The organism is Ramlibacter sp. Leaf400 (assembly GCF_001424545.1).
Classification (GTDB): domain Bacteria; phylum Pseudomonadota; class Gammaproteobacteria; order Burkholderiales; family Burkholderiaceae_C; genus Ramlibacter.
This window is the reverse complement of record NZ_LMQL01000004.1, coordinates 44,877-71,183: the sequence shown is the minus strand read 5'-3', so window position 1 is coordinate 71,183 and position 26,307 is coordinate 44,877. Positions and strand designations below refer to the sequence as shown.

The window sequence follows — 26,307 nt, the reverse complement described above, 5'->3', positions numbered from 1 at the left end:
CACGCGGACTCGCAACGGATCTCAGGGCCACACGGACGCGCCCTCCAGCCCCGCCGTCTCGGGCAGGCCGCAGATCAGGTTCGCGTTCTGCACCGCCTGGCCGGCAGCGCCTTTGCCGAGGTTGTCGACCACGCCCATCGCGATCACGAGGTTCCGGTCCGGATCGGCGGCATAGCTGACGAAAGCGAGGTTCGAACCGGTGGCCCACTTCGTGTGCGGCGGCTGGTCCGACACGCGGACGAACGCGCGATCGGCGTAGAACCGCCTGGCCGCGTCGAAGCACTGCCCGGTCGTCGCCCGGCCGCGGCAGTAGACCGTCGCGAGGATGCCGCGGGTCATCGGCACGAGGTGGGGGGTGAACACCAGCCCGCCCGCGCTGCCCCCGCCGCTCAGGCGTTCGATCGTGTTCGCGATCTCGGGCATGTGCGCATGCCTGAGCAAGGCGTAGGGCGCCAGGTCCTCGTTCACCTCGGCGTAGCCGAACCTGGTGTCGCCACCGCCCCGGCCGGCGCCGGAGACGCCGGTCTTGACGTCGACCACGATGTTGCCCGGCTCGATCAGCTGGTCCGCCAGCAGCGGCGCCAACGCGGTCAGCGTGGCTGCGGGGAAGCAGCCGGGGTTTGCGATGCGGGTCTTGCCCTCGATCTGCGCCGGCCAGACGTCGGCCAGGCCGTACGTCCACCCCTCGACGTAGCGGTGGTCGCCGCCGATGTCGACGATCTTCACGTCCTTCGGTACGGCGGCCAGCGCGTCGGCCGAGGCGCCGGTCGGCAGGGACGCGAACAGCACGTCGAGCCTCGGCAATGCGGTGGGGTCCCACTTCTGGATCACAAGGTCTGCCACCTTCGCGGGCGCGCCGGGAAACCGGTCGACGAGCCGGCTGCCCGCGCTGCCCTCGCCGGCGGCGTAGACCAGCTCGAACGACGGGTGGCCCGCAACCAGGCGCATCGCCTCGCCGCCGCCGTAACCGCTGATCCCGATGATGCCGACGCGAATGCTCATGATGGTGTTCTGCCGCTGGTGGGAGCGCAAAAGTGTAGCGAGGGCCGGTCCCGCCAGCACGGCGGCAGCGCGCGCCTCACATGGTCGACCGTTCGACGAACTCGAAGCCCATGTCCACGACCTTGTGCGGGGGCTCTTCGCCGCGCAACCGCGCCAGCAGCATCTCGCCGGCGCGCCGGCCCATCTCGCCCCCGCGCACCCGCACCGTCGTGAGCGCGGGCCAGGCCGCCTCTGCCACCGGGAGGTCGGAAAATCCCACGACCGCCAGGCGGCCGGGGATGGACCAGTCGTGCGCGCGGGCCCACATCATGGCGCCGATGGCGATGAAGTCGTTGCCACAGAAGACGGCATCGACCTGCGGATGCGCCGCCGCGAGGCGAGCCATCAGCTCGCGGCCCAGGGCAATGGACGAAGGCGGCTCGACCAGTTCGGCGGTGACGAGCGACAGGCCGGCGGCCTGCAGCCCGGCTTCCAGGCCGGCCCTGCGCATCTGGGAGCGCACTTCGTCGGCGCCCAGGAAGGCGATCTTGCGCCGGCCTGCCGCCACGAGCCGGCGCGCGACCTCCGCCCCGACCTGCTCGTTCGAGAATCCCACGGCCATGTCGACCGGGCGCGCGGGAAGGTCCCAGGTTTCGACCACGGGCAGCTGCATGCGGCGCAACCTCGCGCGCGCGGAGGCATCCCGCAACGAGCCGGTCAGCACCAGCGCATCGACGCGCCGACCGAGAAAGGCATCGATCAGCCCGGCCTCGGCCCGGGGCACATAGCTGGACTGGGACAGCATGAGCTGGTAGCCCGCGCGCCCGAGTTCGGCCGCGAGGCCCTCCATCGTCTCGGCGAACCACACATTGGCGAGCGTCGGCACGATGGCCCCGACGATTCGCGAGCGCGACGAAGCCAGGCTGCTCGCGGTCCGGTCAGGCACGTACCCCAGCTTGCGCACGGCGGCCTCGACCTGCGCGCGCGTCTCGGGCGTGACCTTCCCGGGTTCGTTCAGCGCGCGCGAGACCGTGGCAAGCGCAACGCCGGCCGCCTCGGCGACATCGGACATGCGGACAGTCGAGCGTGATTTCATGACCGCATTTTCCTCCAAGGCCGCGCTTGCCGATGAAAGCGCTTTCACCATACAATGAAAGCGCTTTCATCGAATGGAGACTCCAATGCACAAGCGCAAGTTCCTGGCCGCCGCGCTGGCCGTGGCCGTGCTCGGCAGCCCGCTATCCGCCGCTTTCGCGCAGGCCGACTACCCCTCGCGTCCCGTGAAGATCGTGGTGCCCTTCCCGCCCGGCGGCACCAGCGACATCATGGGCCGGGCCATCGCCGAGGAGCTGACCAGACAGCTCAAGCAGCCCTTCGTGGTGGAGAACAAGGCCGGCGCGGGCGGCGCCATCGGCAGCGAGCAGGTCGCCAAGGCCACGCCCGACGGCTACACGCTGCTGCTGTCGGGCATCGGCAGCAACGCCGTCATCCACGGCTTCGCGGCGCCCAAGCCCAATTACGACTCGATGCGCGACCTGGTGCACATCTCGCAGCTGGCAGCCGGCCCCAACGTGCTGGTGGCGAACCCCTCGTTCCCGGCGAAGACGTTCAAGGAGTTCATCGCCTACGCGAAGGCCAATCCCGGGAAGGTCGACTACGGCCAGGTGACGGCCTCCTCGGGCCACCTCACGACCGAGTACCTGAAGCAGGTCGCCGGCTTGCAGATGGTGGGGATCGCCTACAAGGGCGGCGCCCCCGCGGTGACGGACATCCTGGCGGGCCAGATCCCGCTGATGTTCACCAACCAGGACGCGGTGCTGCCGCACGTCAAGGCGGGCAAGCTGCGCGCGCTGGCCGTCACCAGCCCCCAGCGCAACCCGCTGTACCCGGATGTTCCGACGGTCGCGGAATCCGGCTACCCGGAATTCGCCGCCGTGTCCTGGACCGGCCTCTCGGCGCCCAAGGGCACGCCCAGGGAGATCGTGGACAAGCTCGAAGCGGCGATGGTGAAGGCCTTCAACGAGCCCGCCGCGCGCCAGAAGCTCGAGGCGAACGGCTTCGTGGTGGTCGCCTCGCGTTCCGCCGACTACACCCGGTTCGTCCAGGAAGAAATCAACCGCTGGGCCAAGGTCATCCAGACCGCCGGCATCAAACCCGAATGAGGAGCGCCTGACATGGCCATCGAATCCAACGTCGTTTCCTACGCCAAGGTCGCGCCCGACGCGCGCACCGCCGCCGACAGCGCGGACCGCATCGAGTGGGTGCAGCTGTCGCTCATCAACCTGCCGCTGGCCACCCCGGTGAGCGACGCCAAGGTGCTCACCGGCGTGCAGAAGCCGCTGACCGAGATCGCTTTCATCTTCGCGGAGATCCGCACGCGCGACGGCCACGATGGCATCGGCTTCGGCTACTCCAAGCGCGCGGGCGGGCCGGGCATGTACGCGCATGCCAGGGAGCTCGCGCCCAACCTGATCGGCGAGGATCCCAACGACATCCAGAAGATCTTCACCAAGCTGACCTGGGCCGGTGCGTCCATGGGCCGCGCCGGGCTGACCACCCAGGCCATCGCGCCCTTCGACATCGCCCTGTGGGACATGAAGGCCAGGCGCGCCCGGCTGCCGCTGGCCAAGCTGCTCGGCGCCCAGCGGGATTCAGTGCAGTGCTACAACACCTCGGGCGGTTACCTGCATACCGAGCTTTCGCAGGTGCTGAAGAACGTCGAGACCTCGCGCGAGAGCGGCATCGGCGGCATCAAGATCAAGGTGGGCCAGCCCGACCTGTCCATCGACGTCAAGCGCGTGGGCGAGGTCCGCAAGCTGCTGGGCGACGGCTTCCCGCTGATGGTCGACGCCAACCAGCAATGGGACCGCCAGAAGGCCACGCGGGCCTGCCGCCAGTTCGAGGCGTTCGACCTCACCTGGATCGAGGAGCCGCTCGATGCGCACGACTTCGAAGGCCACGGGCTGCTGGCGGAGCGCTTCGACACGGCCATCGCCACGGGCGAGATGCTGACGAGCTTCGACGAGCACGCGCAGCTGGTCATGGCCGGCACGGACTTCATCCAGCCCGACGCACCGCGGGTGGGCGGCGTCACGCCGTTCCTGAAGATCATGGCGCTGGGCGAGTACAAGCGCCGCAAGCTCGCGCCGCACTTCGCGATGGAGATCCACCTGCACCTGGCCGCGGCCTACGGCATCGAGCCCTGGCTGGAACACTTCGAGTGGCTCGGCCCCTTGTTCAACGAGCAGCTGCAGCTGAAAAACGGCCGCATGTTCGTGCCCGATCGCCCCGGCCTCGGTTTCTCGCTGTCGGAGCAGGCCCTCGCCTGGCGGGCCGAGAAAGCCGAGTTCGGCAAGCGCCCCTGAAGGAGTGACCGCATGACGCAGTTCTTCAACACGCCACCGCTGGCCGACAGCGACGTCCCGAAGCGTCCGCCGCAGGCGCACGTTTCCGACGAGGTGCTCGCCCGGCTGGCGCGCTGCACCGCCGGCTCGCTGACCACGCAGCTGTACATCAAGGGCATCCGCCAGCCCGTGCTGCACGGCATCACGCCGCTCAACAGGAAGGTGAAGCCATTCGCGGGCCGCGCCTACACCATGCGGTTCATCCCGGCCCGCGAGGACATCGACACCTACGGCAACCTCGTCACGCGGCCGCACCACGACCACCTGCAATGGGTGGGCGTGGAGCAGCTCCAGCCGGGCGACGTGCTGGTGATCGACAGCAACCGCGACGGGCGGGCGGCGTCGATGGGCAACATGCTGGTCACGCGGATGATGATGCGCGGTGCGCGCGGCGTGGTCACCGACGGCACGTTCCGCGACGGCGTCGAGCTGGCCGGGATGGACTTCCCGGTGTGGTGCACCGGCGTCACCAACACCACCCGCCTGTCGTACCACCACGTGGCCGACCTCAACGTGCCGATCGGCTGCGCCGGCGTCGCGGTCTACCCGGGCGACGTGGTGCACGGGGACGGCGACAACATCACCATCATCCCGGCGCAATGGGCCGGGGAGATGGCCGACCTTTGCGAGAAGCGCGACGGCATCGAGGCCTACCTGGCGATGCGCGTGAAGGCGGGCGAGCCGCTGTGGGGGCTGTACCCGCCCAGCGAGGAGACACGCGCGCAGTACCGGGCCTGGGTGGGCGCCGGCGGCCCGCCCATCGAACCGCGCGGCCCCGCCGCCACCCCGCCCAGGAGCTGACATGCCCAAGTTCTCCCCCGCCGACCACGCCGCGCTGATCCGCCGCTACTTCAAGGCCTGCAACGACGCCGACTACCAGGCGCTGGTCGACTGCTTCACGCCCGATGCGGTGCACTACTTCCCGTCCGGCCTGCCCGAGATCCCCTGGCGCGGCAGCGACACGATCGCCAGGAAATGGATCTGGTGCGTCGACGAGCTCGGTTCGCAGTGGACGATCGAGAAGATCCTGGTGAGCCACGACAGCCCCGAGGCCGTGATCGAGTGGACCCACTGGAAGAACAAGAGCGGAACGGCGCTGCGCGGAGACGAGTGGTACCGCTTCGATCCCCAGACCGGCAAGATCGCCGAGATCCGCGCCTACTACGCCGCGCCGGCGGACAAGGGCGTGAAGATCAACGAGCTCGTCGCGTTCGACTACGCCGGCCGGGGCTACCACCTCGGGAGCGAGTGACCGCGAGGTCGCGCCACATCACCACCCGCGTGGAGCCGTTCGGCAGTCGGGTCACCGCCCCTTCGCCTTGCGCCAGGCCGCGAACTCGTCCTTCGTCTTCGGGTCGGTGGCCGGGTACAGGCCCAGGATGCTGCGGCCCTTGAGGACTTCCTCGGAGACGAAATCCTCGAAGGCGGTCATCTCCACCGCCTCGTCGGCGATCTCGTCGGAGATGTGGGCGGGGATGACCGTGACGCCTTCCTTGTCGCCCACCAGCACGTCGCCCGGGAACACGGCGACGTCGCCGCAGCCGACCGGGACGTTGATGTCCAGCGCCTGGTGCAGCGTGAGGTTGGTCGGCGCGCTCGGGCGCGAGTGGTACGCGGGGAACGGCAGGGCCGCGATCTCGGGCGAGTCGCGAAAGCCTCCGTCGGTGACCACGCCGGCGCAGCCGCGCACCATCAGGCGCGACACCAGGATGGCGCCGGCCGAGGCGGCGCGCGCATCCTTGCGGCTGTCGAACACCATCACCGCGCCGGGCGGGCACTGCTCGACGGCCTGCCGCTGCGGGTGCTGGCGGTCCTGGAAGACCGTGATCGGGTTCAGGTCCTCGCGGGCCGGGATGTAGCGCAGCGTGAACGCCTCGCCGACCATGTTGGGCAGCGTGGCGTTGAGCGGGCGCACGTCCTGGATGAACTGGTTGCGCAGCCCGCGCTTGAACAGGGCCGTGCACAGCGTGGCGCAGCTCACGGTCTTGAGCTTGTCGCGGGTCTCGGGCTTCAGGGGCATGGGGTGCTCGTCGAAATCAGTAGATCGAGGGCTCGGGCACGGGCGCGCCGAACTCGGTTTCCAGGTAGTCGAAGTCGCAGCCCTTGTCGGCCTGCAGGATGTGCTGGCTGAACATGTAGCCGTAGCCGCGCTGGTAGCGGCGCGGCGGCGGCGTCAGGGCGGCACGCCGGCGCGCGAGTTCCTCGTCGCCCACCTCCATGTGGATGCGGCGGTTGGGGACGTCGACCGAGATGAGATCGCCGGTCTTCACCAGCGCGAGGTTGCCGCCGACGTACGACTCCGGTGAGACGTGCAGCACGCAGGCGCCGTAGCTCGTGCCGCTCATGCGCGCGTCGCTGACGCGCAGCATGTCGCGCACGCCCTGCTTCACCAGCTTGGTGGGGATGGGCAGCATGCCCCATTCGGGCATGCCGGGGCCGCCTTGCGGGCCGGCGTTGCGCAGGATCAGGACGTGGTCCGCGGTGACGTCGAGGTCGGGGTCGTCCGTGGCCTTCTTCAGCGAGGGATAGTCGTCGAACACGAGCGCGGGACCGGTGTGCTTGAGCAGATGCGGCGCCATGGCGCTCGGCTTGACGACGCAGCCGTCCGGTGCCAGGTTGCCGCGCAGCACGGCCAGGGCGCCTTCGTCGTAGATCGCGTTGGACAGCGGCCGGATCACGTCGGCGTTGTAGACCTCGGCGCCTTCCAGTCCGGCCCCGACCGCCTGCCCGGTGACCGTGAGCGCATCGAGGTGCAGCAGGCCGCCGTCCGCCAGCGTCTTCATCAGGCCGCGCATGCCGCCGGCGTAGTAGAAGTCCTCCATCAGGTACTTGTCGCCGCTGGGACGGATGTTGGCGATGACCGGCACCTTGCGCGAGAACGCGTCGAAGTCGTCCAGCGTGACCGTGCAGTCGCCGCCCGCGCGCCGCGAGATGGCCACGAGGTGGATGATCGCGTTGGTCGAGCAGCCCTCGGCCATGGCGACCGTGATGGCGTTCTCGAAGTTCTTGCGCGTGAGGATCTTCGCGGGCGTGAGGTCCTCCCACACCATGTCGACGATGCGGCGGCCGCAATGGGTGGCCATGCGCTGGTGGTTGGCGTCGACGGCGGGGATGCTGGAGGCGCCCGGCAGCGTGAGGCCCAGCGCCTCGGTGATGCCCATCATCGTGGCGGCCGTGCCCATCACCATGCAGGTGCCGGCGCTGCGGGCGATGGAGCCCTCGATCTCCATCCACTGGGTCTGCGTGATGTGGCCGGCGCGGCGCTCGTCCCAGTACTTCCAGCTGTCGGAGCCGGAGCCCAGCACGTTGCCCTTCCAGTTGCCGCGCAGCATCGGGCCGGCGGGCAGGTAGATGCACGGGATGCCCATGCTGAGGGCGCCCATGAGCAGGCCCGGCGTCGTCTTGTCGCAGCCGCCCATCAGCACCGCGCCGTCGACCGGGTGGCTGCGCAGCAGCTCCTCGGCCTCGATGGCGAGCAGGTTGCGATAGAGCATGGTCGTCGGCTTGACGAAGCTCTCGGACAGCGAGATCGCCGGCAGTTCCAGCGGAAGGCCGCCGGCCTGCAGCACGCCGCGCTTGACCTCCTCCACGCGCTGCTTGAAGTGCGAGTGGCAGGTGCTGATGTCGCTCCAGGTGTTGAGGATGGCGATCACCGGCTTGCCCTGCCAGTCGGCGTGGTCGTAGCCGATCTGCATGGCGCGCGAGCGGTGGCCGAAGGAGCGCAGGTCGTCCGGCGCGAACCAGCGCGCGGACCGGAGCTGGTCGTACGTCTTGCGGGTCATGGTGCCGCTCACTCGCCCTTGATGCCGGCGGTCTTGATCACCTTCACCCAGCGGTCATGCTCCGCCGCGACGAACCGGGTGTATTCGGCCGACCCGAGCGGCGGGACCACGAAGCCGGTGGACTCCAGGCGCTGCCTGACCGCGGACGACTGCATGGCCTGCACCACCGCGGCTTCCAGCTTGTCGACGATGGGCTTGGGTGTTCCCCTGGCCACCGAGAGGCCGGACCAGGACAGCGCCTCGAAGCCCTTGAAGCCGGATTCGTCGATGGTGGGCACGTCGGGGTACAGCGGATTGCGTTTCAGGCTGCTGACCGCCAGCGGCCGCAGCTTGCCGGCCTTGATGTGCGGCAGCGCGACGTCCTGGTTGATGAACATCAGCGGGATGGTGCCGCCCAGCATGTCGGTCATCATCGGGCCGCCGCCGCGGTAGGGGATGCCCACCATGAAGATGCCGGCCGTCTGCTTGAGCAGCTCCATCGCCATGTGGCCCGAAGCGGCCGGCGTGTAGCCGTAGCTCAGCTTGCCCGGGTTCTTCTTCGCGTAGGCGATGAGCTCCTGGAACTTCATGAACGGCGTGGACGGATGCACCACCAGGATGTTGGGGCCCTGGTGCACCTGCGTGAGGTGGATGAAGTCGGCCTTGGAGTCGTAGGGCACCTTCACGCTCAGGCCGTGCGCCACAGCGTTCTGGCCCACGCCCGTCTGGATGAGCGTGTAGCCGTCGGCCGCGGCCTTGATCGCGCGGTCCGTGCCGATCACGCCGCCGGCGCCGCCGATGTTCTCCACCACCACCGGCTGCTTGAGCACCTTGCCCAGCTCGTCGGCCATCATGCGCGCCATCACGTCGCTGGTGCCCCCCGCGGGGAACGGCGAGACCAGCTTGACCGGCTTGCCGGGGAAGTCGGCCTGGGCCAGCACGGGCCAGGGCAAGGCGGTGGCGAGGGCGCCGGCCGCGGCCGTGCGAAGGAAGCTGCGCTTGGACATCGTCGTCTCCTGATCTAGGATACTAGAATCCTAGCAGCCCGATCCGGCGCCCGCGGCCCCCTCGGGTTGAGCGTTTACCCCGACATGCCCCGCACCCGTCCCCAGATCCCCGGCCTGGCGCGCCCCGCGGCGCCGGTCGAGTCGTCCACCGTCCCCGCTGCGCGGGGCGCCGTCGGACGCGGCGTGTACGAGTCGATCCGCCGCGCCGTGCTCGACTGCACTTTCCCGCCGGGCATGGCGTTGTCGGAGCTGTCGGTTTCGGAGCAGTTGCAGGTCAGTCGCGCGCCCGTGCGCGAGGCCTTCCGGCAGCTGGCGGTGGAGGGCCTGCTGGAGAGCATCCCCCAGCGCGGCACCTTCGTCGCCCGCCTGAACCGCGCCCGCATCGCCGACGCCATCTTCGTGCGCGAGGCGATCGAGTGCCGCGCCGCCGAACTGGCCGCATCGGCCCCCCTGCCCGACAAGAAGCAGCTCGCCGGGATCGTCAGGCGCCAGGCCGGCGCGTCGGCACGCAAGGACTACCCGGCCCACCTCTCGGCCGACGAGGACTTCCACCACGCCATCCTGGTGCTGGCGGGCCACCCGCACGCGTGGACGGCGCTGCGGCTGGCGCGCACCGGGATGAACCGCATCCGCCACCTGGCCATCCCCGCCGTGGGCAGCCCCCGCATCGCCATCGACCACCACCGGGACATCGTCGACGCCATCGTCGCGGGGCAAGGGCGCCGGGCCGCGGAAGCCATGCGCGTGCACATCCACTCCCCGCTGACCTTCCTGGACGCGATCGCGAAAGTGCATCCGGAGTACTTCGAGGCGGAGTGAATCGAGGTTTCCGGTGGCGCTACCCGGGTTTTCCCGGGTCAACCCTCGGTCCGCCTCGCCGCATACTGGTCTGTCCAATTTGGTCATACCAGATGACAGAATCTTCCCTCGTCATAGCCAAGCTTCTTCCCTTGATCCGCGACCGGGGCTACGTGTCCGGCGAGCGCATCGGTTCCGAGCGTGACCTGGCCGACCGCTTCGACGTCAGCCGCCCGATGCTGCGAGAGGCGCTGTCCGTGCTGGAGTCGATGCGCGTGATCGAGCGCCGGCCACAGTCGGGCATCTACATGCGCGATACGCGCGAGGTCTCGCTCGACCTGCTGGCGCTGCAGTCCGATCTGGGCCTGCCGCTGTCGCAGGAGGACGTGCGCGACCTCAACGAGTTCCGGCAGATGCTGGAAGTGCAGGCGATCGGCCTGGCCTGCCGCAACCGCAGCGACGAGGACTTGGCCGCCATCGACGCGATCCTGCAGCTCTCGCAGCAGCGGCTGGCCGCCGGCGAGTCGCTGGCCGCGCAGGATGCGCAATTCCACATGGCGATCTGCGCGGCCAGCGGCAACCGGCTGATCCGGCGCGCGGCGCACTCCTTCTGGCTGGCTTCCTCGGCGCGACGCGAGCTCTATTTCGCCAACGCCGAGAACGCGCGGCGCTCGCTGCGCCAGCACCGCGCGCTGCGCGACGCGATCGGCGCGCGGGACACGTCGGCGGCGATGGAAGTGTTGGGACTGCACCTGGGCAACGTCGAACGCTTCTGGCGGGACCATGTCGGGGCGCAAGGCGGCGGCACAAGCGGGAGGAAATGACGGTGACGCAGCCCCGGGTCCTCCTGACCAACCCGATCGACCCGCAGGTCGCGCTCGAACTGCGCCGCCACGCCGAGGTGCGCACCGCCTCGGCGCTGGATTTCGATGCCCTGCGCCACCAGGCGCGCGACGCCGACTACCTGGTCGTGCGGGCCCAGCTCCCGGAGGACATCTTCGAGGCGACGCCGCGGCTGCGTGCTGCCGTGCGCCACGGCGCCGGGCTGGACATGATCCCGGTCGCCGCGGCCAGCCGTCACGGCGTGGCGGTGGCCAACGTTCCGGGCGTGAACGCGGTGACCGTCGCGGAATACGCGGTCGGCCAGATGCTGAACCTGGCGCGCATGCTGCCCCGGATCGATACGCTGGTGCGCACCGAGTCCTGGGCCGCGGCGCGCCAGCGCGCCGACGACGCCACCGACCTGGGCGGCAAGACGCTTGCCATCGTCGGCATGGGCCAGATCGGCCAGTCGCTCGCCCGCATCTGCGCGCTCGGCTTCGGCATGCGCGTGCTGGGCGTGCGCCGCTCACCAGCGGCAGACACCGAGATCACGCGCTTCGTCACCCTGGAGCAGGCGCTGCCCGAAGCCGACTACCTGGTGATCGCCTGTCCGCTCACCCCGCAAACGCGCGGGCTCATCGGCTCGACCGAACTGGCGCGACTGAAGCCGGGCGCGCGCCTGGTCAACGTCGCGCGCGGGCCGGTGGTCGAGGAAGCCGCACTGGTCGAGGCGCTGCGTTCCGGGCGCCTCGCAGGCGCGGCGCTCGACGTCTTCGAGACCCAGCCGCTGGCCGAAGCGTCGCCACTGCGCGGCCTGCCGAACGTGCTGCTGTCGCCGCACCTGGCCGGCATCACCCGGGAGAGCATGCGCCGCATGAGCGAGGGCGTGCTGTCGCAACTGCTCGCCATGTTCTCCGGGCAGTTGCCTGTCCATCTCTGCAACCCCGAGGCCGGCGCCGCCATCCTTTCGCGCTGGGCCTCCCTCACCGAGCAACCATGAAGATCAAGAGCATCCTGGCCCGCTGGGTCCACGTCCCCATCCCCTACGAGAAGCAGCACGTCTCCGATTTCGGCCGGGTCGCCTCCTTCGACTCCGTCATCGTGCGCATCGAAACCGAGTGCGGCATCGTCGGCTGGGGCGAAGCGAAGGAGGAGGTCGGCAGCGAGGGCAACAGCCACGGGCTGACGGCCATCATCAACCGCAAGTTCGGCCCCACGCTGGTCGGCCAGGACCCGCGCGACATCAACCGCCTGTGGGAGGAGATGTACAGCGGCTGCCGCGGCCATTACGCGCTGCGCGAGGCCCACGTGTTCCCCATTCTGGGACGCCGCGGGGTGTCGGTCTCCGCCATCAGCGGCATCGACATGGCGCTGTGGGACATCCTGGGCAAGAGCCTGGACGCGCCCGTGTGGCGCCTGCTCGGTGGACGCAAGGCGCCGCGCATGGCGGCCTACGCCTCCGGCGGCTGGGCCGATGCGCAGAACATCGGTCGGCAATTGCAGGGCTACGTCGACGCCGGCGGCTTCAAGGCCGTGAAGATGCGGGTGGGCGTGATCGACGGCGACCCGGTGAACTCGGCGCGCCGGGTGCACGCAGCGCGCGAGGCGCTCGGGCCGGACATCGGCATCGCCTGCGACGCGCACGGCACCTATACGGTCGCGGAAGCCAAGCGGTTCTGCCGGCTGGTGGAAGACTGCAACCTGTTGTGGTTCGAGGAACCCGTCACCGCCGACGACAAGCGCGGCATGGCCGAAGTGCGCGCCGCCACCGCCATCCCGATCGCGGCCGGCGAGAGCGAATTCAACCGGTTCGACTTTCGCGACCTCGCGGAGCTGCGCGCGGCCGACGTTTTCCAGCCCGACCTGGCGATCTGTGGCGGCATCTCGGAGGCGATGCGCATCGGTGCGATCGCCTCGGCGGCCAACATCAAGCTGGCGCCGCACCTGTGGACCGGCGCGCTTGCTTTCGCCGCGGGCATGCACGTGGCGGCGGCCTCACCCGCCGGCTGGCTGCTCGAATACTCGCTGGGCGCCAATCCGCTGCTGCAGGAACTGGCGGTCGAGCAGTTCACCGTCAGCGACGGAATGCTGGAGATCCCGGAGCGGCCGGGTCTCGGCGTGACCGTGCGCGAGGAGTTCGTCCAGCGCCACCAGGTGGCCTGACCTGGCGTCGAAAGAAAAGAGAGAGACAAACCATGCGTGCAACTTCCCCCCTCCGCCGCGGCCTGCTGGCGCTCGCGGCGCTCGCCATCGGCTGCTGCGCCACCGGCGTGCAGGCCCAGGCCGGCTACCCCCAGAAGCCGGTGAAGCTGGTGGTTCCCTTCGCGGCCGGCGGCACGACCAGCATCCTGGCGCGCCTGCTGGCCGAGCGCCTGGGCCAGGGCCTTGGCCAGCCCTTCGTGGTCGACAACCGTCCCGGCGCCGGCGGCAACGTCGGCATGGATGCCGTCGCCAAGGCGGAGCCGGATGGCTACACCCTGCTCATGGGACCGATCGGACTGGCGATCAATCCCGCGCTCTACCCGAAGATGGCATTCGACCCGCAGCGGGACTTCGCGCCGATCGGCCTGTACGCAGGCGTGCCCAACCTGCTGGTGGTTCACCCGTCGGTGCCGGCCAACAGCGTCGCGGAGCTCATCGCCCATGCCCGCGCGAACCCCGGCAAGCTGGCCTATGCCTCCAATGGCAACGGCACGTCGAGCCACCTCGCGGCCGAGATGCTCAAGGCAGCCGCCGGGCTCTACATCCTGCACATCCCCTACCGCGGCGGTGCGCCCGCGATGCAGGACCTGCTGGCCGGCCAGGTGCACATGCTGTTCGACCAGATGCCCGCGGTGCTGCCGCAGGTGCAGGGCGGACGGGTGCGCGCGCTCGGCGTGTCCAGCATGAAGCGTTCGGCGGCCGCCCCGGAGGTGCCCGCCATTGCCGAGAGCCTCAAGGGCTTCGACATGACGGTGTGGTTCGGGATCCTGGCGCCCAAGGGAACGCCTGCGCCGATCGTGACGCGCCTCAACGCGGAGATGCTGAAGGTGCTGAACGATCCGGCTTTCCAGGCGCAGCTGGCGAAGATGGGCGTGACCCCGATGCCCAGCTCGCCCGAGGAGTTCTCCCGCTACATCACCACCGAGACGACGCGCTGGGCGCGGGTGGTGAAGGACTCGGGCGCCCGGATCGATTGACCCCCCAGGAGACAGACAGATGACCCTCTCGACCAAACGCACGGCATTGCGCCTGCTGGCCCTTGCCGCCCTCGCGGCCGTCGCCGCACCGGCCGCGCTCGCCCAGAGCGATTTCCCGAACAAGCCGCTGCGCATCATCGTTCCTTTCCCGCCGGGCGGGGCGAGCGACCAGCTCGCCCGCATGGCCGGCCAGCACCTGGCGTCGGCGCTCGGCCAGCCGGTCACGGTGGAGAACCGGCCGGGCGCCGGCGGCAACATCGGCGCCGAGGCCGCCGCGAAGGCGGCGCCCGACGGCTACACGCTGCTGCTGGCGGCCGCCGGCTTCATGGCCGCGAATCCTTCGATCTACCCCAAGCTGACCTACAACTCCGCCACCGATTTCCAGCCGATCACGCTGCTGGTGAAAGCGCCGCTGCTGCTGGCGGTGAACCCGAAGGTGCCGGCGCAGAACACGCGCGAGTTCATCGAGCTGGCGAAACGGTCGCCTGGCCGGCTCACGCTGGCCAACGGCGGCACCGGGACGGCGCAGCACCTCGGCGGCGTCCACTTCTCGATGAAGGCCGGCGTGGACGTGAACCACGTGCCCTACAAGGGCAGCGCGCCGGCGACCAACGACCTGCTGGGCGGCCAAGTGGACGCGTCGATCGACAACCTCGTGACCCTGGTGCCGCATGTGAAGGCCGGGAAGGTGCGCGCCCTGGCCGTCTCTTCGCTGCAGCGCGTTCCGGCACTGCCCGACGTGCCGACACTGGCGGAATCGGGGCTGCCGGGCTTCGAGGACGGCACCTGGTACGGCATCGTGGCGCCCAAGGGCACGCCGGCGCCCGTCGTGGAAAAGTTGCACGCGGAGTTGACGCGCCTGCTGGCGCAGCCCGAGACGAAGGACAAGCTGGTTTCCATGGGCCTGCAGGCCTCCGGCAGCGGACCGGCCGATTTCGGCAAGCTGGTGGCCAGTGACATCGTGAAGTACCGCGATATCGTCAAGGCAGCCAACGTGCGGGCGGAGTGACACCGGCTTGAGTCGTCCGCCCGGAACTCAAGACCACCCGTGCGGGGGTCAGCGGGCCGGCACGGGAAACCCGTTCCGGACATGCTCTGCCAGCAGTCCAGCGTTCAGGCCGGAACGATTCCGGCTCGTCGAACGCGCAGGGTCCAGCCCAGCCGGCCGCACCAGGCACAGGACACCACCCGCGCCGGACGCGGCTTCGCAGCCGTCCGGCACGCGCCGCTCTCAGCAGGTCTTGATGCGTCCGCTGCGGTCGTACTGCACGGTGACCCCGCTCGGAAACTGAAGGTAGGCGACGCCCTCCACGCACGTCACCGCGTGGCCCGTGATGTTGGCGGTGACTTTCCTTTCAAACCAGCCGCACCCGCCCAACAGCGTGCTGATCGCGAAAATGAGAACGATCCGGTGCATCAAGCGCTCCATCGACGAACGACCGGGTCAATGTACGGCAGCTCCCGACCCTAGGCAGACGATCGCTGCTGGCCAGGACTCCCGACCGGCCGATCCACTGCCAGCGGCCGTGCCAGACGACGCAGTTCGTCGATGAAGAGGTGCGCTGCGGGCGACAGCACGCGATGCTGCAGCTTGAGGACCATGGTGGGGAACTCCCAGGCGGGCATCTCGATCGGCAGCACCCGGAAGCGATCGCCGGGATTGGCAAAGGGCAGCAGCGAGTGCGGCACGACCGTCACGCAGCGGCCGGTGTCCAGCAACCGGTAGCGGGTGTGCAACGAACCGGAGGCGGTCACGCGCGCCGGCATGGCGAGCCCGGCCTCGGCAAATGCGCGCGCCACCGGCGAGGCCGCCATCAGCTCGGTGCGACCCAATACCCAGTGGTCCTCGGCCAAGTCGGCCAGCCGCACCTTGCGCCGCCGCACGTGGGGACTCGCGCGCCCGACCAGCACGCGCGGCACGTCGTGGAACAGCGTCTCGCCCTCGACGCCCGGTGGCAGCGGCAGCTCGGAGGGTCGAGCGACCGTGAAGTCCACCAGGCGCTGCATGAGGAACAAGCCGATGAGGTCGGGCGCCTGCCCGGACTCAAGCACGACGCGGATCCGGGGGTGTTGGGCCAGCAACGACTCGACGCACGCTCCCACAAGGCCGGCGTGAAGCGTCTCCATGCAGGCGAGGTGCACCTCGCCTGCGCCGGGGTCGGCCAGGTGGGCCAGTTCGCGCAACGCGCCCTGCAACTCGTCGAAGACGCCGCGGCCCCTGCGGACCAGCGCTTCCCCGAAAAGCGTCGGCTCGATGCCGCCCCGGCTGCGCTGGAGCAGCTCGCAACCGACGGCCTGCTCCAGGTCGCGGATCGACCGCGAGATCGCCGGCTGCGACAGGTGCATGAGCTGCGCCGCCTTGCGCATGCTGCCGGCCTGGACAACGGTCGCCAGCGTCTCGAGGTCGCGCAGGCGGATGCGTCGCTGAACCTGCGTGATGTCCATGGCCGCTCCTTTGGGGCGTGATTCTGGATGTGGATCACCCGATCAGCAATGAGAGCTTCCCACGCATCACTGGCGCTACTACTCTGGACGCCATGACCTGCCGCCGCAGCGCTGGCTGGCGACAAGGCCGAACTCCACCGAATTCCTGCGGCGCACGCACCTGAAAGGACTGGACATGGCAGCCACCTTGCTCTCACGCCGGCGGATGCTGGCCTGCGCGGCGGCGATCCTGGGCGCCCCATCGATTGCTGTGCCGCAGCCGCGTACCACGACCGTGCGCCTGCTCCTCGGGTTCGCGCCGGGCGGAGTTCTGGATGGGGTCTGCCGAAAGCTCGCGGAACGATGGACCGCGCGCACCGGGCAGCCGGCCATCGTCGAGAACCGCCAGGGCGCCGCCGGCCGCCTCGCCATTGCCGAGCTGGTTCGAGCGTCGGCCGACGGCAGCTCGCTGCTTCTCACGCCGGCTTCCACCCTCACGATGTACCCGTACGTGTACCAACGCCTGGACTACGACCCGCTGCGAGACCTGAGCCCGGTGCACGGCGTGGCCGCCACCTGCTTCGCCCTCGCCGCCGGGCCCGCCGTTCCCCCGTCGGTGACGGGCGTGCGGGAACTTGCCGGTTGGGCTCGCGCGCAGGGCGGACCGCTGCCGTGCGGCAACTCGGGGTCGGGCGGGATGCAGCACATGCTCGCCACGCTGCTGGCGCGCGAGGCTCGGCTCGAGCTGACCCACGTGCCCTTCCGCGGCGGAGCACCGTCCATGCAGGCGGTGGCCGCCGGGGACGTCCCGATCGCCATGGTGACCGAGTCTTCCGCCCGCACGCTGCACGAAGCGAGGAAGCTCCGCGTGCTGGCCACGACCGGCGTGCGCCGCACGGTCTTCCCGGAGGTCGCGACGTTCCAGGAACAGGGCTGGGCGACGCTGTCGCAGCGCGAGTGGTTCGGGGCGTTCGCACCGGCGCGCACGCCGGCCGGGATCCTCGAGCAGCAGGCCGGCGTCCTGGAGTCGATCCTCGGCGAACCGGAGGTACGTGACGCCTGGGAGCGCCTGGGCGTGCTGGTGGATTCGGTGGCGCGGGAGCAGTTGCAGGCCGCGATGCGGCAGGAGCACGGCTTCTGGGGACCGGTGATCCGGCAGTCCGGTTTCACGCCGCAGGCGTGAGACGGCGAGAGAAATCGAGCCGGTCCCTGCCGGCCGTCCGAAGCAGCATCGGCTGGGCAGGCGATAACCCCCGGCTATGTCCCACACGTTTCCTTCATCTTCCGCGCGCCGGCCGCGAGTGATTCACTTCGGCTCGATCAGGGCCGTGGCGCAGCGACGGGAGCGGGCCCACCTCAGGAGAACCTCATGCAGCGCTTTCGCCTGCTTCGTCTTCGCCCCGAAAGACTCTTCGGGTCCGTGTTGCTGGCCGCGGTCGCTGGCTTCGTGCTGGGCGCATCGCTATGGCCGGACGTGCCGGCGCACGCGCCTGCCCGACCGGCCGCTGCGCCGCGACACGCTGTGGACGATGGCGCGACGATTGCCTTCGACAATCTCGATCCCGTGCGCATGCATGCCATGCAGGGCAACGTGCACGCCAGCGCCGAGCTGGCCGGGCGGTTGATCGCACGATTCGACCGGTCGGGCCGGCCGGACGACCTTCACGAGGGCTTCCAGTGGATCGCGCGGGACTGGGATCAGCCCGACTTCCCGGGCGAAGCCCTTGTCCAGCATGTCGTGGTGCGGCATTGCCATCGCGCCGTGCTGCGCTGGCACCTGCTCTGCGCCACGGGAGAGCAGCCATGGACTCCGAACAGGCGCTCTGGCTCGTGGCCTGGGCCTACGTCCTGGCGAACACCGGCCGCGTGGCCAGCTACCTGCCGCAGATCGTGGCGATCTGGCGCTGCCGCGACGGCGCGCGCTCCATCTCGCTGCTGACCTGGTCCTACTGGGCCGTCTCGCATCTCACGGCCGTCCTGTATGCGGGACTGGTCCTCGAGGACGGCAAGCTGCTGGCGGTATCGACGGGCAACCTCGTCTGCTGCGCGACAGTGGTGGCACTCGTCGTCCTGCGTCGCCGCGACGCCGGTCGCGCGACTGCCGGCCCCGCACTGGCGGCTTCGGCGGCCAGCCCGCGTTGACGCGGGCGACCCGTCACCGCCGTACCGTGACTTCCGGTACTCGGTAGGCGTGCCCCGCACAGGATTGCCTGTTCAAGAGGCCGGACCGGTCTTGGCCGCCTCTACCGTGACCGTCATGTCGACGACTTCCAGCGGTGCATAGCTGGAAAGGAACGCCACGTCCGTGGCGTCGCGCCCATAGGCCACCACGATGCGGCCGCCGCGGGGCTTGTCCTGCGTCGGATCGAAGGTGTACCACCGGTCCCCCAGGTACACCTCGTACCAGGCGTGCATGTCCATGGGGTCGAGTTCGTGGAGATAACCGACGACGAAGCGTGCCGGCATGTGCAGCGCGCGGCTGAGCGCCACCCCGACATGCGCGAAGTCGCGGCAGACGCCTGCCGCGTCCTGCAGCGTCTTCTGCGCGCAGGTGGAGGCGTCGCTCACGCCGTAGCGGTACTCCAGCGTGGCGTGGATCCAGTCGCAGATGCGCGCGGCCTGCGCGTAGCCCGGCGCGGTGCCCCGCACGATCTCGCGCGCCTGCTCGTCCATCGCCTCGCTGGGGCAGTAGCGGCTTTGCAGCAGGTAGACCAGGATGTCGTCGGGGAGCCGCTCCACCGGCGTGAAGCTCGCGTGGGGGTCGACCGCCACCTGCTCGGCCACCTCCACCTCGGACGTGACCTTCAACGTCATCTCGCCTTGCGGCACCACGAAGCGCTGGCACAGGTTGCCGTACTGGTCGACGTACTCGCGCGCCGGCACCCAGGGCGACAGGTCGTAGCGCTGCGCCAGCACCCACTGCGCGTGGCCGCTGCGCGGGCGGAGCATCGCCACCACGGGGGTGTCCTGCTCGCAGGAAACGCGCAGGTGTGTGACGGACGTGAGGACCATGGGACCACGGTACCGGCAACCGCCAAGCTCGACTGTCGGACGGGATGCACCGGCGCTGGCAGACGGCGCGCTGCCCCGGCGTTGCCCCGCCCTACGGCGGCGTCCACACCTTCGTCGCGAAGTCGCGGATCACGTCCGCCGCGGGGTTGCCCTCGCCTTCCCGCCAGTACAGGTCGATGTCGGCCACCGCATCGCGGCGCCAGAGCTTGCGGAACACCACGTTCTCCAGCCGCAGGTGCTGCGCGGACGCGGGCACGATGCCCAGGCCGATGCCGCCGCGCACCAGCGCCAGGACGGTGTGCGTCTGGCCCACGTGCTGCACGAAGCGCGGCGGCGGCTCGCAGGGGCGCAGCAGCTGCGCGATCAGGTCGTGGAAGTAGCGGCCCTCACCCGACGAGTACATCACCACCGGCTGCTCGGCCAGGTCCTGCAGGCGGACCTGCGTGCGGCCCGCGAGCGGATGCCGCGCCGGCAGCGCCAGCAGCATCGGCTCGCGCGAGATGCGCTGGTGCCGCACGCCGCGCTGCGCGCCGAGCGGGCGGGCCAGCCCGATGTCGATGTCGCCCTGCGCCAGCGCCGGCATCTGCGCCGACGACACCATCTCCTGCAGCACGATCTCGATGTCGGGATAAGCGGTCGTGGCCGCATTGAGCAGGGAGGGCACGAGCACGTAGCCGGCCACCGCCGTGTAGCCCATCACCACCCGCCCGAGGTGCCCCGAGGCCGCGCGGCGTGCGAGCTCCGCCGCGCGTTCCGCGTGCCGCAGGATCGCCTGCGCTTCGCGCAGGAAGGCGGCGCCGGCGACGCTCAGGCGCACGCTGCGGCTGGTGCGCTCCAGCAGTTGCGTGCCCACGGCGTGCTCCAGCAGCTGGATCTGGCGGGACAGCGGCGGCTGCGTCATGTGCAGCCGCTCGGCGGCCCGGCCGAAGTGCAGTTCCTCGGCGACGGCGACGAAGCAGCGCAGTTGGGGCAGGTCGAACATCGATCCAGATTCTGCATCGATCCATCCACTCTCTGGTTTGGCCTTGGATCGATGTGCTCCTAGACTGGCGCGCAGCAAGGAGACAAACGCATGAAGAGAGCATTCACGTTCGCGGCGCTGTGCCTGGCGGCCTCGATGGCGCTGGCCCAGGCCTGGCCGGGCAAGGCCGTCACCATCGTCGTGCCGTTCCCGCCCGGAGGCGGCACCGACACCGGTGCCCGCATCCTGGCCGAGCAGCGGTCCAAGAAATGGGGCCAGCCGGTCCTGGTGGACAACAAGGGCGGCGCCGCGGGCCAGATCGGCGCCGATGCCGTGGCCAAGGCCAGGCCCGACGGCTACACGCTGCTGATGGGCAACATCGGCACGCAGGCCATCAACCCCGTTCTCTACCCCAAGCTGCCCTACGACCCCGACAAGGCGTTCGCGCCGGTGTCGCTGGTGGCGGAGCTGCCGCTGGCCATGATGGTCCACCCCGGCGTGCGCGCCCGCAACGTCAAGGAGTTCGTGGAACTGGCCAAGTCCCAGCCCGGCAAGCTCAGCTACAGCAGCTCCGGCGCCGGCGGCGGCCCGCACCTGGCGGCAGAGATGTTCAAGGACGCCACCGGCACCTTCGTGCTGCACGTGCCGTACCGCGGCGGCGGCCCGGCGGTGGCCGACCTGCTGGCCGGCCACGTGCAGCTGTCCTTCATGACGGTGTTCGAGGCCAGCGGGCAGATCAAGGCGGGCAAGTTGCGCGCGCTCGCGGTGACCAGCGACAAACGCGTGTCCGCCTTGCCGGACGTGCCCACGCTCGCCGAGTCCGGCCTGCCCGGCTTCAACAGCATCTCCTGGATCGGCATCCTCGCGCCCGTCGGAACGCCCGCCGACCTGGCCGAGAAGATCTCGGCCGACATCCGCGAGGTGGTGGCGCGCGACGAGGTCCGGGGCAAGCTGGTGGACCTGGGCGCGGTGCCGGCGACCAGCACGCCCGCGCAGTTCGCGGCCATGATCGACAAGGACCGCAAGCGCTACGGACAGATCATCCGCGACCGCAAGATCAGCGCGCAGTGAACACCATGGACCGCCCCATCCTCCTGCAGGCCATCGCCCTGCTGCCCGAAGTCGACCGCGCCCTGCTGGAGCGCTACACCGTCCACCGGCTCGCGCCTGCCGGCGCCGAGCGGGATGCCCAGCTCGCGCAGGTCGGCCCGGCCATCGACGGCCTGGTGACGTCGGCCCGGGCCGGCTTCGACGAAGCCCTGCTCGCGCGCCTGCCCAACCTGCGCGTCATCTCCAGCTTCGGCGTGGGCCTAGACGTGCTCGACGTGCCGGCGGCGCGGCGCCGGGGCATCCCCGTCGGCTACACGCCCGACGTCCTGACCGACTGCGTGGCCGACCTCGCCTTCGGGCTGCTGCTGTCGATCGCCCGCCGTATCCCCGAGGGCGACCGCTACGTGCGCGCCGGCCGCTGGGTGCAGCAGCCGCCCCAGGCCTTTCCGCTGGCACGAAAAGTCAGCGGGGCGCGGCTGGGCATCGTCGGGCTCGGCCGCATCGGCCAGGCCATCGCCCAGCGCGCGAGCGGCTTCGCCATGGACGTGCGCTACACCGGCCGCCGGCCCGTGCAGGGCGCAACGCTTCCCTTCGTGCCGCAGCTGCAGGAGCTGGCGCGCTGGTCGGACTTCCTGGTCGTCAGCACGCCGGGCGGTGCCGACACCCGCCACCTGATCGACGCGGGCGTGCTGGACGCACTCGGCCCGGAAGGCTTCCTGGTGAACATCGCGCGCGGCAGCGTGGTGGACGAGAAGGCGCTGGTGGCCGCGCTGGAGCGCCGCAGCATCGCGGGCGCGGCGCTCGACGTGTTCGAGCACGAGCCCAGCGTGCCGCAGGAACTCCTTTCGCTCGACAACGTCGTGCTGCTGCCCCACGTCGCCAGCGCCACGCACGAGACCCGCGCCGGCATGGGGCAGCGCGTGCTGGACAACCTGGCGGCCTTCTTCGACGGCCAGCCCCTGCCCAGCCCGGCTTGATCCCGGGGGCGGTCCCGCCGCTCAATACTCCTCGTGATGCTCCAGCACCCGCAAGGGCGAAGCTGGGGCATGCCGCGGCGAACCGGTGCTGCCGGTGCTCTTGAGCGCGCGCAGCAGCACCTGGAGCGGATGCGCCAAGGGCATCCCGTCCATCAGTGCGGCCTGGCACCGGCAGGAGTAGCCCGTGGCGAGGACGCGCCCCGCGTTCTTCGCGTCCGCCAGGATCGGCCCCCAGCTGAGCTGGTAGATCGCCTCGGAGGTCGCGCGGTTCGCCCGCTCGTGCCCGTACAGGCCCGCCATGCCGCAGCACCCGCTGGGCACGATGCGCAGGTCGACGCCGAAGCGGCGGCCCAGCGCCACCCAGTCCGACGTGGCCGCGGGAGCGTTGGTGCGCTCGGTGCAGTGCGGCAGCAGCGCCCAGGCGGCGCCGCCGTCCGAGGCCAGCTGCGGCAGCTCCTGCAGCCGCCGGGCGAGCCACTCCTGCGGCAGGGCGACGTCCGGCACGGCCTCCTTGCCCAGCGCCTTGACGTACTCCGCGCGGTAGGTGAGCGTCATCGAAGGATCGATGCCCACCAGCGGGACGCCGGTCGCCTCCAGCTCGCGCAGCCGGCCCGCGTTGCGGCGCGCCGTCCGCTCGAACCGCGCCAGGAAGCCCAGCACGTGCTGCGGCTTGCCGTTCGCCTGCAGCGGCGCCAGCCAGGGACGAAAGCCCAGCCGCTGCAGCAGTTCGCAGAAGTCCTGCACGACGGCCGGGTCGTAGTGCGTGGTGAACGCATCCTGGACGACCACGACGCTCTTGCCGCGCTCGGCCGGCGTCAAGGCTTTCAATGCTTCGGGCGTGGCGGTGCGGACGCCGGCCCGCGCGAGCGCCGACCGCAGGTCGCCGGTGGCCAGCTCCGGCAGCGCCACCAGGCCCAGGGCGCGCGAGATGCTGCGGCCCGCACGGCCATGGGTAATGGCGTTCACGAGGCGCGGCGCCTTCGCGGCCAGGGGGAGAACGGATTCCAGCCCCGCGACCAGGAAATCCTTGGCCGGCCGCAGGTAGCGCCCGTGGTACGCCTCCAGGAAGCGTGAGCGGAAGGCCGGCACGTCCACCTTGATGGGGCACTGGCCCACGCAGGACTTGCACGCCAGGCAACCGTCCATCGCCTCCTTCACCTGCACCGAGAAGTCGTCATCGCGCCGCACACGCAGGGTGTTCAGCGCCCGCGCGGGGAGCGCCAGCCAACGCCGCGCGCCGCCACCGGAGCGTGCCGAGGCCTGCGCCGGATCGACGCCCTGCTCCGCCAGCAGGCGCAGCCATTCGCGCATCAGCGAGGCGCGGCCCTTGGGCGAATGCCTGCGGTCGCGCGTGGCCTTCCACGAAGGGCACATGGCGTCGTCGGGGTCGTAGTTGAAGCACGCGGCGTTGCCGTTGCAGTGCAGCGAGTCCTGGTTGGCCTGCCGAACCACCAGCGGGATGCGGCGGTCCGCCTGCCCCCGCGTCGGCACCTCGTCGAGCCGGGTGAGCGCGTGCCCCGGCGGCGCGGCGATCTTCCCCGGGTTGAGCTGGTTGTGCGGATCGAACGCGGCCTTGATCTCCTGCATCCGGGGATAGAGCGGCCCGAAGAACGCGGGCGCGTACTCGGAGCGGAAGCCCTTGCCGTGCTCGCCCCAGAGCACGCCCTTGTACTTGCGCGTGAGCGCGAACACCTCGTCCGTGATCTCGCGCACCAGCTTCTCCTGCTGCGGGTCCTTCATGTCCAGCGCGGGCCGCACGTGCAGGCAGCCGGCGTCGACGTGGCCGAACATCCCGTAGACCAGGCCGCGCCGGTCCAGGGCGGCGCGGAATTCGCGGATGTAGTCGGCCAGGTGCTCCGGCGGCACGACCGTGTCCTCGACGAAGGGCATCGGGCGGCGCTCGCCGGGCATGTTGCCCAGCAGGCCGACCGACTTCTTGCGCATGGACCAGATCGCCGCGGCGTGCGTGGCACCTCGGGCGACCGTGTAGCCCAGCCGGCCGGACGTGGCGCCGGCACCGGTGCCGGCCAGCGCGGCCTCGACCCGGGCCAGCTTGGCTTCGAGCGCCGCTTCATCGGCCGCGACGAACTCCACGATGTTCACGCCTTCGGCCGCGCCCTCCGCGTCGTCGGGGAAGAACTCCCGCACCTTGAGCCACACCGGGTCCTGGCGGGCCAGCGCGAGGACCGTCGCATCGATGGTTTCGCTGGAGGCCGCCTCCAGCTTCATCAGGGCGCCCGCGTCTCGCAGCGCGGCGTCGAAGCTGGCGTAGCGGATGTTCAGCAAGGCGGTGCAGCGGGGAACCGGCAGCAGCCGGACCTTGGCTTCCGTCACGAAGGCCAGGGTGCCCTCGGCGCCGCACAGCACCGCGCTGAGGTCGAACCGGCCGTGGCAATCGCACAGGTGCACCAGGTCATAGCCGGTGACGCAGCGGTTCAGCTTGGGGAAGCGCTCGGCGATCAGGTCCGCATCGTCCTGCCGGATGCGGTCCAGCAGGCGATGCACCGCGCCGACGCGGTCGGTGCGGCGCTTGGCCGCCTCCAGCTCGTCGGCCGTCAGCGGTCGCGAATGCCAGCCGGTGCCGTCCATCAGCACGGCCTGCAACTCCAGCACATGGTCGCGCGTCTTGCCGTAGAGGACCGAGCCCTGCCCCGAGGCATCGGTCGCGATCATCCCGCCGATGGTGGCCCGGTTCGACGGGGACAACTCCGGCGCGAAGAAGAAGCCTTGCGCCTCGACCGCGGCGTTCAGCTGGTCCTTCACCACCCCGGCCTGCACGCGCGCCCAGCCTTCCTCGAGGTTGATCTCCAGGATCGCGTTCATGTGGCGGGACAGGTCGACCGACACCCCGCTGGTGAGGGACTGGCCGTTGGTGCCGGTGCCGCCGCCGCGCGGCGTGAACTTGAGCGAGGAAAAGCGCGGTTCGGCCGCCAGCTTCGCCACGCGGACCACGTCCAGCTCGTGGCGGGGAAAGACCACCGCCTGCGGGGCGAGCTGGTAGATCGAGTTGTCCGTCGCGAAGACGGTGCGGTCCGCATGGCCCTGCGCGATGTCGCCTTCGAAGCCGCGAAGCCGCAGCTCCGCCACGTAGTCGACCGCGAGGGACGAAGGCCGGTCGTCCGGCCGCAGGGCGGGGATCATGGCCACCGGCTCACTCGCCCGCGCGGCGCCGGGCCGGCGTGGCGCCCGTCCACTGCGCCCCGGTGAACTCGCTGCGCCGCTGCTGGAAGCGATGCGCCGCGACCTTCAGGTGAACCTGCATCACCTGCCGCGCGAGTTCCGGATCGCCGGCGCGCACCGCGGCCGCCAGATCGCGGTGGTGGTTCAGGCTCTGCAGGAAATCCTCGGGCCGGCTGATGAAGTGCGAGCGGATGACGACCGGCATGTCGATCAGGCCCGCCAGCATGGCGCGCAGGCGCGGTGAACCGCTCGCCTCCAGGATGGCGCGATGGAAGTGCGCATTGATGTCCTGGAGCTGTTCGGCGGTCGATTCGCCGCCATGCGAGATGGCCGCGCCCATCCGCGCGTTCAGCCCGTCCAGGCGGTCGGCCAGCTCGGCCCCGCCGCGCCGCGCCGCCAGGTCGGCCGCGTGGCCTTCCAGCAGCGCCCGCAGCTCGTACGTCTCCTGGATGTCGAACTCGGTCCACTCCGACACGCGCACGCCGCGGCCGGCATCGGCCGTCGCCAGCCCGTCCTGCACCAGGCGCTTGAGCGCGGCGCGGATCGGCGTGCGGCTGATGTCCAGCTCGCGGGCGATGTGCTCTTCCTTCAGCTGCGCGCCGGGGGCATAGGTGCCGGCGATCACGCGCTGCTTCAGGAGCTCGTAAGCCTTGTCGGAAGCGATGGCCACTTTTGTTTCCCTTTTGTACTTTCGCAGGGCGCTCCCTGCTCGCAAACCACTATGGACGGCTCAGCGCGAGGGTTTTCGTGT

Annotated in this window: 26 protein-coding genes; 14 read left to right on the top strand and 12 right to left on the bottom strand. The window is 70.3% G+C overall.

Features of this window, described 5'->3' with window-relative positions; all coding sequences use genetic code 11:
* Window positions 1-21: 21 nt before the first annotated feature.
* Both argC and ASG30_RS04500 read right to left on the bottom strand, forming a co-directional pair.
* Complete coding sequence (argC, locus tag ASG30_RS04505; protein ID WP_055893255.1) at window positions 22-1,002, bottom strand: N-acetyl-gamma-glutamyl-phosphate reductase; 981 nt, start codon at window positions 1,000-1,002, stop codon at window positions 22-24.
* A gap of 76 nt (window positions 1,003-1,078) precedes the next feature.
* Window positions 1,079-2,077 carry a LacI family DNA-binding transcriptional regulator gene (locus ASG30_RS04500; RefSeq protein WP_162243711.1) on the bottom strand — a complete coding sequence of 333 codons (999 nt, stop codon included), beginning with the start codon at window positions 2,075-2,077 and terminating at the stop codon, window positions 1,079-1,081.
* Window positions 2,078-2,162: 85 nt separating this feature from the next.
* On the opposite strand from ASG30_RS04500, the gene ASG30_RS04495 reads away from it, so the two are divergent.
* From ASG30_RS04495 to ASG30_RS04480, 4 genes are read left to right on the top strand one after another with little or no spacing between them, the layout of a single operon-like run.
* Window positions 2,163-3,143 (top strand): Bug family tripartite tricarboxylate transporter substrate binding protein, encoded by a 981-nt coding sequence (locus ASG30_RS04495; RefSeq protein WP_055893250.1) that lies wholly within the window; start codon window positions 2,163-2,165, stop codon window positions 3,141-3,143.
* Between the two features lie 12 nt (window positions 3,144-3,155).
* Window positions 3,156-4,346, top strand: a complete 1,191-nt coding sequence (locus ASG30_RS04490; RefSeq protein WP_055893248.1) for an L-talarate/galactarate dehydratase — start codon at window positions 3,156-3,158, stop codon at window positions 4,344-4,346.
* A gap of 12 nt (window positions 4,347-4,358) precedes the next feature.
* Window positions 4,359-5,186 carry a ribonuclease activity regulator RraA gene (locus ASG30_RS04485; protein ID WP_082521895.1) on the top strand — a complete coding sequence of 276 codons (828 nt, stop codon included), beginning with the start codon at window positions 4,359-4,361 and terminating at the stop codon, window positions 5,184-5,186.
* A 1-nt stretch (window position 5,187) separates the two neighbouring features.
* Window positions 5,188-5,637 carry a nuclear transport factor 2 family protein gene (locus tag ASG30_RS04480; RefSeq protein ID WP_055893246.1) on the top strand — a complete coding sequence of 150 codons (450 nt, stop codon included), beginning with the start codon at window positions 5,188-5,190 and terminating at the stop codon, window positions 5,635-5,637.
* A 51-nt stretch (window positions 5,638-5,688) separates the two neighbouring features.
* Here ASG30_RS04480 and ASG30_RS04475 read toward each other — a convergent pair whose 3' ends face one another.
* The 3 genes from ASG30_RS04475 to ASG30_RS04465 are packed head-to-tail and all read right to left on the bottom strand — an operon-like array spanning window position 5,689 to window position 9,153.
* Entirely contained in the window at window positions 5,689-6,399 is a 711-nt protein-coding gene (locus tag ASG30_RS04475; protein WP_055893437.1) for a ribonuclease activity regulator RraA, read from the bottom strand.
* A 22-nt stretch (window positions 6,400-6,421) separates the two neighbouring features.
* Complete coding sequence (araD, locus tag ASG30_RS04470; RefSeq protein WP_055893435.1) at window positions 6,422-8,167, bottom strand: L-arabinonate dehydratase; 1,746 nt, start codon at window positions 8,165-8,167, stop codon at window positions 6,422-6,424.
* 8 nt (window positions 8,168-8,175) lie between these two features.
* A complete protein-coding gene (locus tag ASG30_RS04465) occupies window positions 8,176-9,153 on the bottom strand; it encodes a Bug family tripartite tricarboxylate transporter substrate binding protein (protein ID WP_055893243.1) in 978 nt (325 codons plus the stop codon).
* A gap of 84 nt (window positions 9,154-9,237) precedes the next feature.
* Here ASG30_RS04465 and ASG30_RS04460 point away from each other — a divergent pair, with 84 nt between their 5' ends.
* The 6 genes from ASG30_RS04460 (at window position 9,238) to ASG30_RS04435 (ending at window position 14,961) form a co-directional block, all read left to right on the top strand.
* The gene (locus ASG30_RS04460) at window positions 9,238-9,972 is read left to right on the top strand and encodes a GntR family transcriptional regulator (protein ID WP_055893242.1); all 735 of its coding nucleotides are present in this window, start codon (window positions 9,238-9,240) and stop codon (window positions 9,970-9,972) included.
* A 92-nt stretch (window positions 9,973-10,064) separates the two neighbouring features.
* A complete protein-coding gene (locus ASG30_RS04455) occupies window positions 10,065-10,775 on the top strand; it encodes a FadR/GntR family transcriptional regulator (RefSeq protein ID WP_082521894.1) in 711 nt (236 codons plus the stop codon).
* A 2-nt stretch (window positions 10,776-10,777) separates the two neighbouring features.
* Window positions 10,778-11,773 carry a hydroxyacid dehydrogenase gene (locus ASG30_RS04450; protein WP_162243710.1) on the top strand — a complete coding sequence of 332 codons (996 nt, stop codon included), beginning with the start codon at window positions 10,778-10,780 and terminating at the stop codon, window positions 11,771-11,773.
* Complete coding sequence (locus ASG30_RS04445; protein ID WP_055893232.1) at window positions 11,770-12,936, top strand: mandelate racemase/muconate lactonizing enzyme family protein; 1,167 nt, start codon at window positions 11,770-11,772, stop codon at window positions 12,934-12,936. The genes ASG30_RS04450 and ASG30_RS04445 overlap by 4 nt, the downstream gene beginning before the upstream one ends.
* A gap of 32 nt (window positions 12,937-12,968) precedes the next feature.
* Window positions 12,969-13,952 carry a tripartite tricarboxylate transporter substrate binding protein gene (locus ASG30_RS04440; RefSeq protein ID WP_055893229.1) on the top strand — a complete coding sequence of 328 codons (984 nt, stop codon included), beginning with the start codon at window positions 12,969-12,971 and terminating at the stop codon, window positions 13,950-13,952.
* Window positions 13,953-13,971: 19 nt separating this feature from the next.
* Entirely contained in the window at window positions 13,972-14,961 is a 990-nt protein-coding gene (locus tag ASG30_RS04435; RefSeq protein WP_055893227.1) for a Bug family tripartite tricarboxylate transporter substrate binding protein, read from the top strand.
* A gap of 222 nt (window positions 14,962-15,183) precedes the next feature.
* On the opposite strand, the gene ASG30_RS04430 is transcribed toward ASG30_RS04435, so the two are convergent.
* Both ASG30_RS04430 and ASG30_RS04425 read right to left on the bottom strand, forming a co-directional pair.
* Window positions 15,184-15,369 carry a hypothetical protein gene (locus ASG30_RS04430; RefSeq protein WP_055893224.1) on the bottom strand — a complete coding sequence of 62 codons (186 nt, stop codon included), beginning with the start codon at window positions 15,367-15,369 and terminating at the stop codon, window positions 15,184-15,186.
* 50 nt (window positions 15,370-15,419) lie between these two features.
* On the bottom strand, window positions 15,420-16,397 hold the full coding sequence (locus tag ASG30_RS04425) for a LysR family transcriptional regulator (protein ID WP_055893221.1): 978 nt from the start codon (window positions 16,395-16,397) through the stop codon (window positions 15,420-15,422).
* 175 nt (window positions 16,398-16,572) lie between these two features.
* Here ASG30_RS04425 and ASG30_RS04420 point away from each other — a divergent pair, with 175 nt between their 5' ends.
* Entirely contained in the window at window positions 16,573-17,559 is a 987-nt protein-coding gene (locus tag ASG30_RS04420; RefSeq protein ID WP_055893220.1) for a Bug family tripartite tricarboxylate transporter substrate binding protein, read from the top strand.
* 279 nt (window positions 17,560-17,838) lie between these two features.
* On the opposite strand, the gene ASG30_RS04415 is transcribed toward ASG30_RS04420, so the two are convergent.
* The gene (locus ASG30_RS04415) at window positions 17,839-18,126 is read right to left on the bottom strand and encodes a hypothetical protein (RefSeq protein ID WP_055893217.1); all 288 of its coding nucleotides are present in this window, start codon (window positions 18,124-18,126) and stop codon (window positions 17,839-17,841) included.
* Between the two features lie 53 nt (window positions 18,127-18,179).
* Here ASG30_RS04415 and ASG30_RS04410 point away from each other — a divergent pair, with 53 nt between their 5' ends.
* Entirely contained in the window at window positions 18,180-18,518 is a 339-nt protein-coding gene (locus ASG30_RS04410; RefSeq protein ID WP_055893213.1) for a hypothetical protein, read from the top strand.
* A 72-nt stretch (window positions 18,519-18,590) separates the two neighbouring features.
* Here the strand turns inward: ASG30_RS04410 and ASG30_RS04405 are convergent, their stop codons facing one another.
* A complete protein-coding gene (locus tag ASG30_RS04405) occupies window positions 18,591-19,388 on the bottom strand; it encodes a transglutaminase-like domain-containing protein (RefSeq protein WP_055893211.1) in 798 nt (265 codons plus the stop codon).
* A gap of 91 nt (window positions 19,389-19,479) precedes the next feature.
* Entirely contained in the window at window positions 19,480-20,370 is an 891-nt protein-coding gene (locus ASG30_RS04400) for a LysR family transcriptional regulator (RefSeq protein ID WP_055893208.1), read from the bottom strand.
* Window positions 20,371-20,460: 90 nt separating this feature from the next.
* On the opposite strand from ASG30_RS04400, the gene ASG30_RS04395 reads away from it, so the two are divergent.
* A complete protein-coding gene (locus tag ASG30_RS04395) occupies window positions 20,461-21,420 on the top strand; it encodes a Bug family tripartite tricarboxylate transporter substrate binding protein (RefSeq protein WP_055893206.1) in 960 nt (319 codons plus the stop codon).
* Between the two features lie 5 nt (window positions 21,421-21,425).
* Window positions 21,426-22,376, top strand: coding sequence for a 2-hydroxyacid dehydrogenase (locus ASG30_RS04390; protein WP_055893433.1), 951 nt, complete (start codon window positions 21,426-21,428; stop codon window positions 22,374-22,376).
* 21 nt (window positions 22,377-22,397) lie between these two features.
* On the opposite strand, the gene ydiJ is transcribed toward ASG30_RS04390, so the two are convergent.
* On the bottom strand, window positions 22,398-25,517 hold the full coding sequence (gene ydiJ, locus ASG30_RS04385) for a D-2-hydroxyglutarate dehydrogenase YdiJ (protein ID WP_055893202.1): 3,120 nt from the start codon (window positions 25,515-25,517) through the stop codon (window positions 22,398-22,400).
* Window positions 25,518-25,527: 10 nt separating this feature from the next.
* Window positions 25,528-26,226, bottom strand: coding sequence for a GntR family transcriptional regulator (locus ASG30_RS04380; protein WP_055893199.1), 699 nt, complete (start codon window positions 26,224-26,226; stop codon window positions 25,528-25,530).
* Window positions 26,227-26,307: the final 81 nt, after the last annotated feature.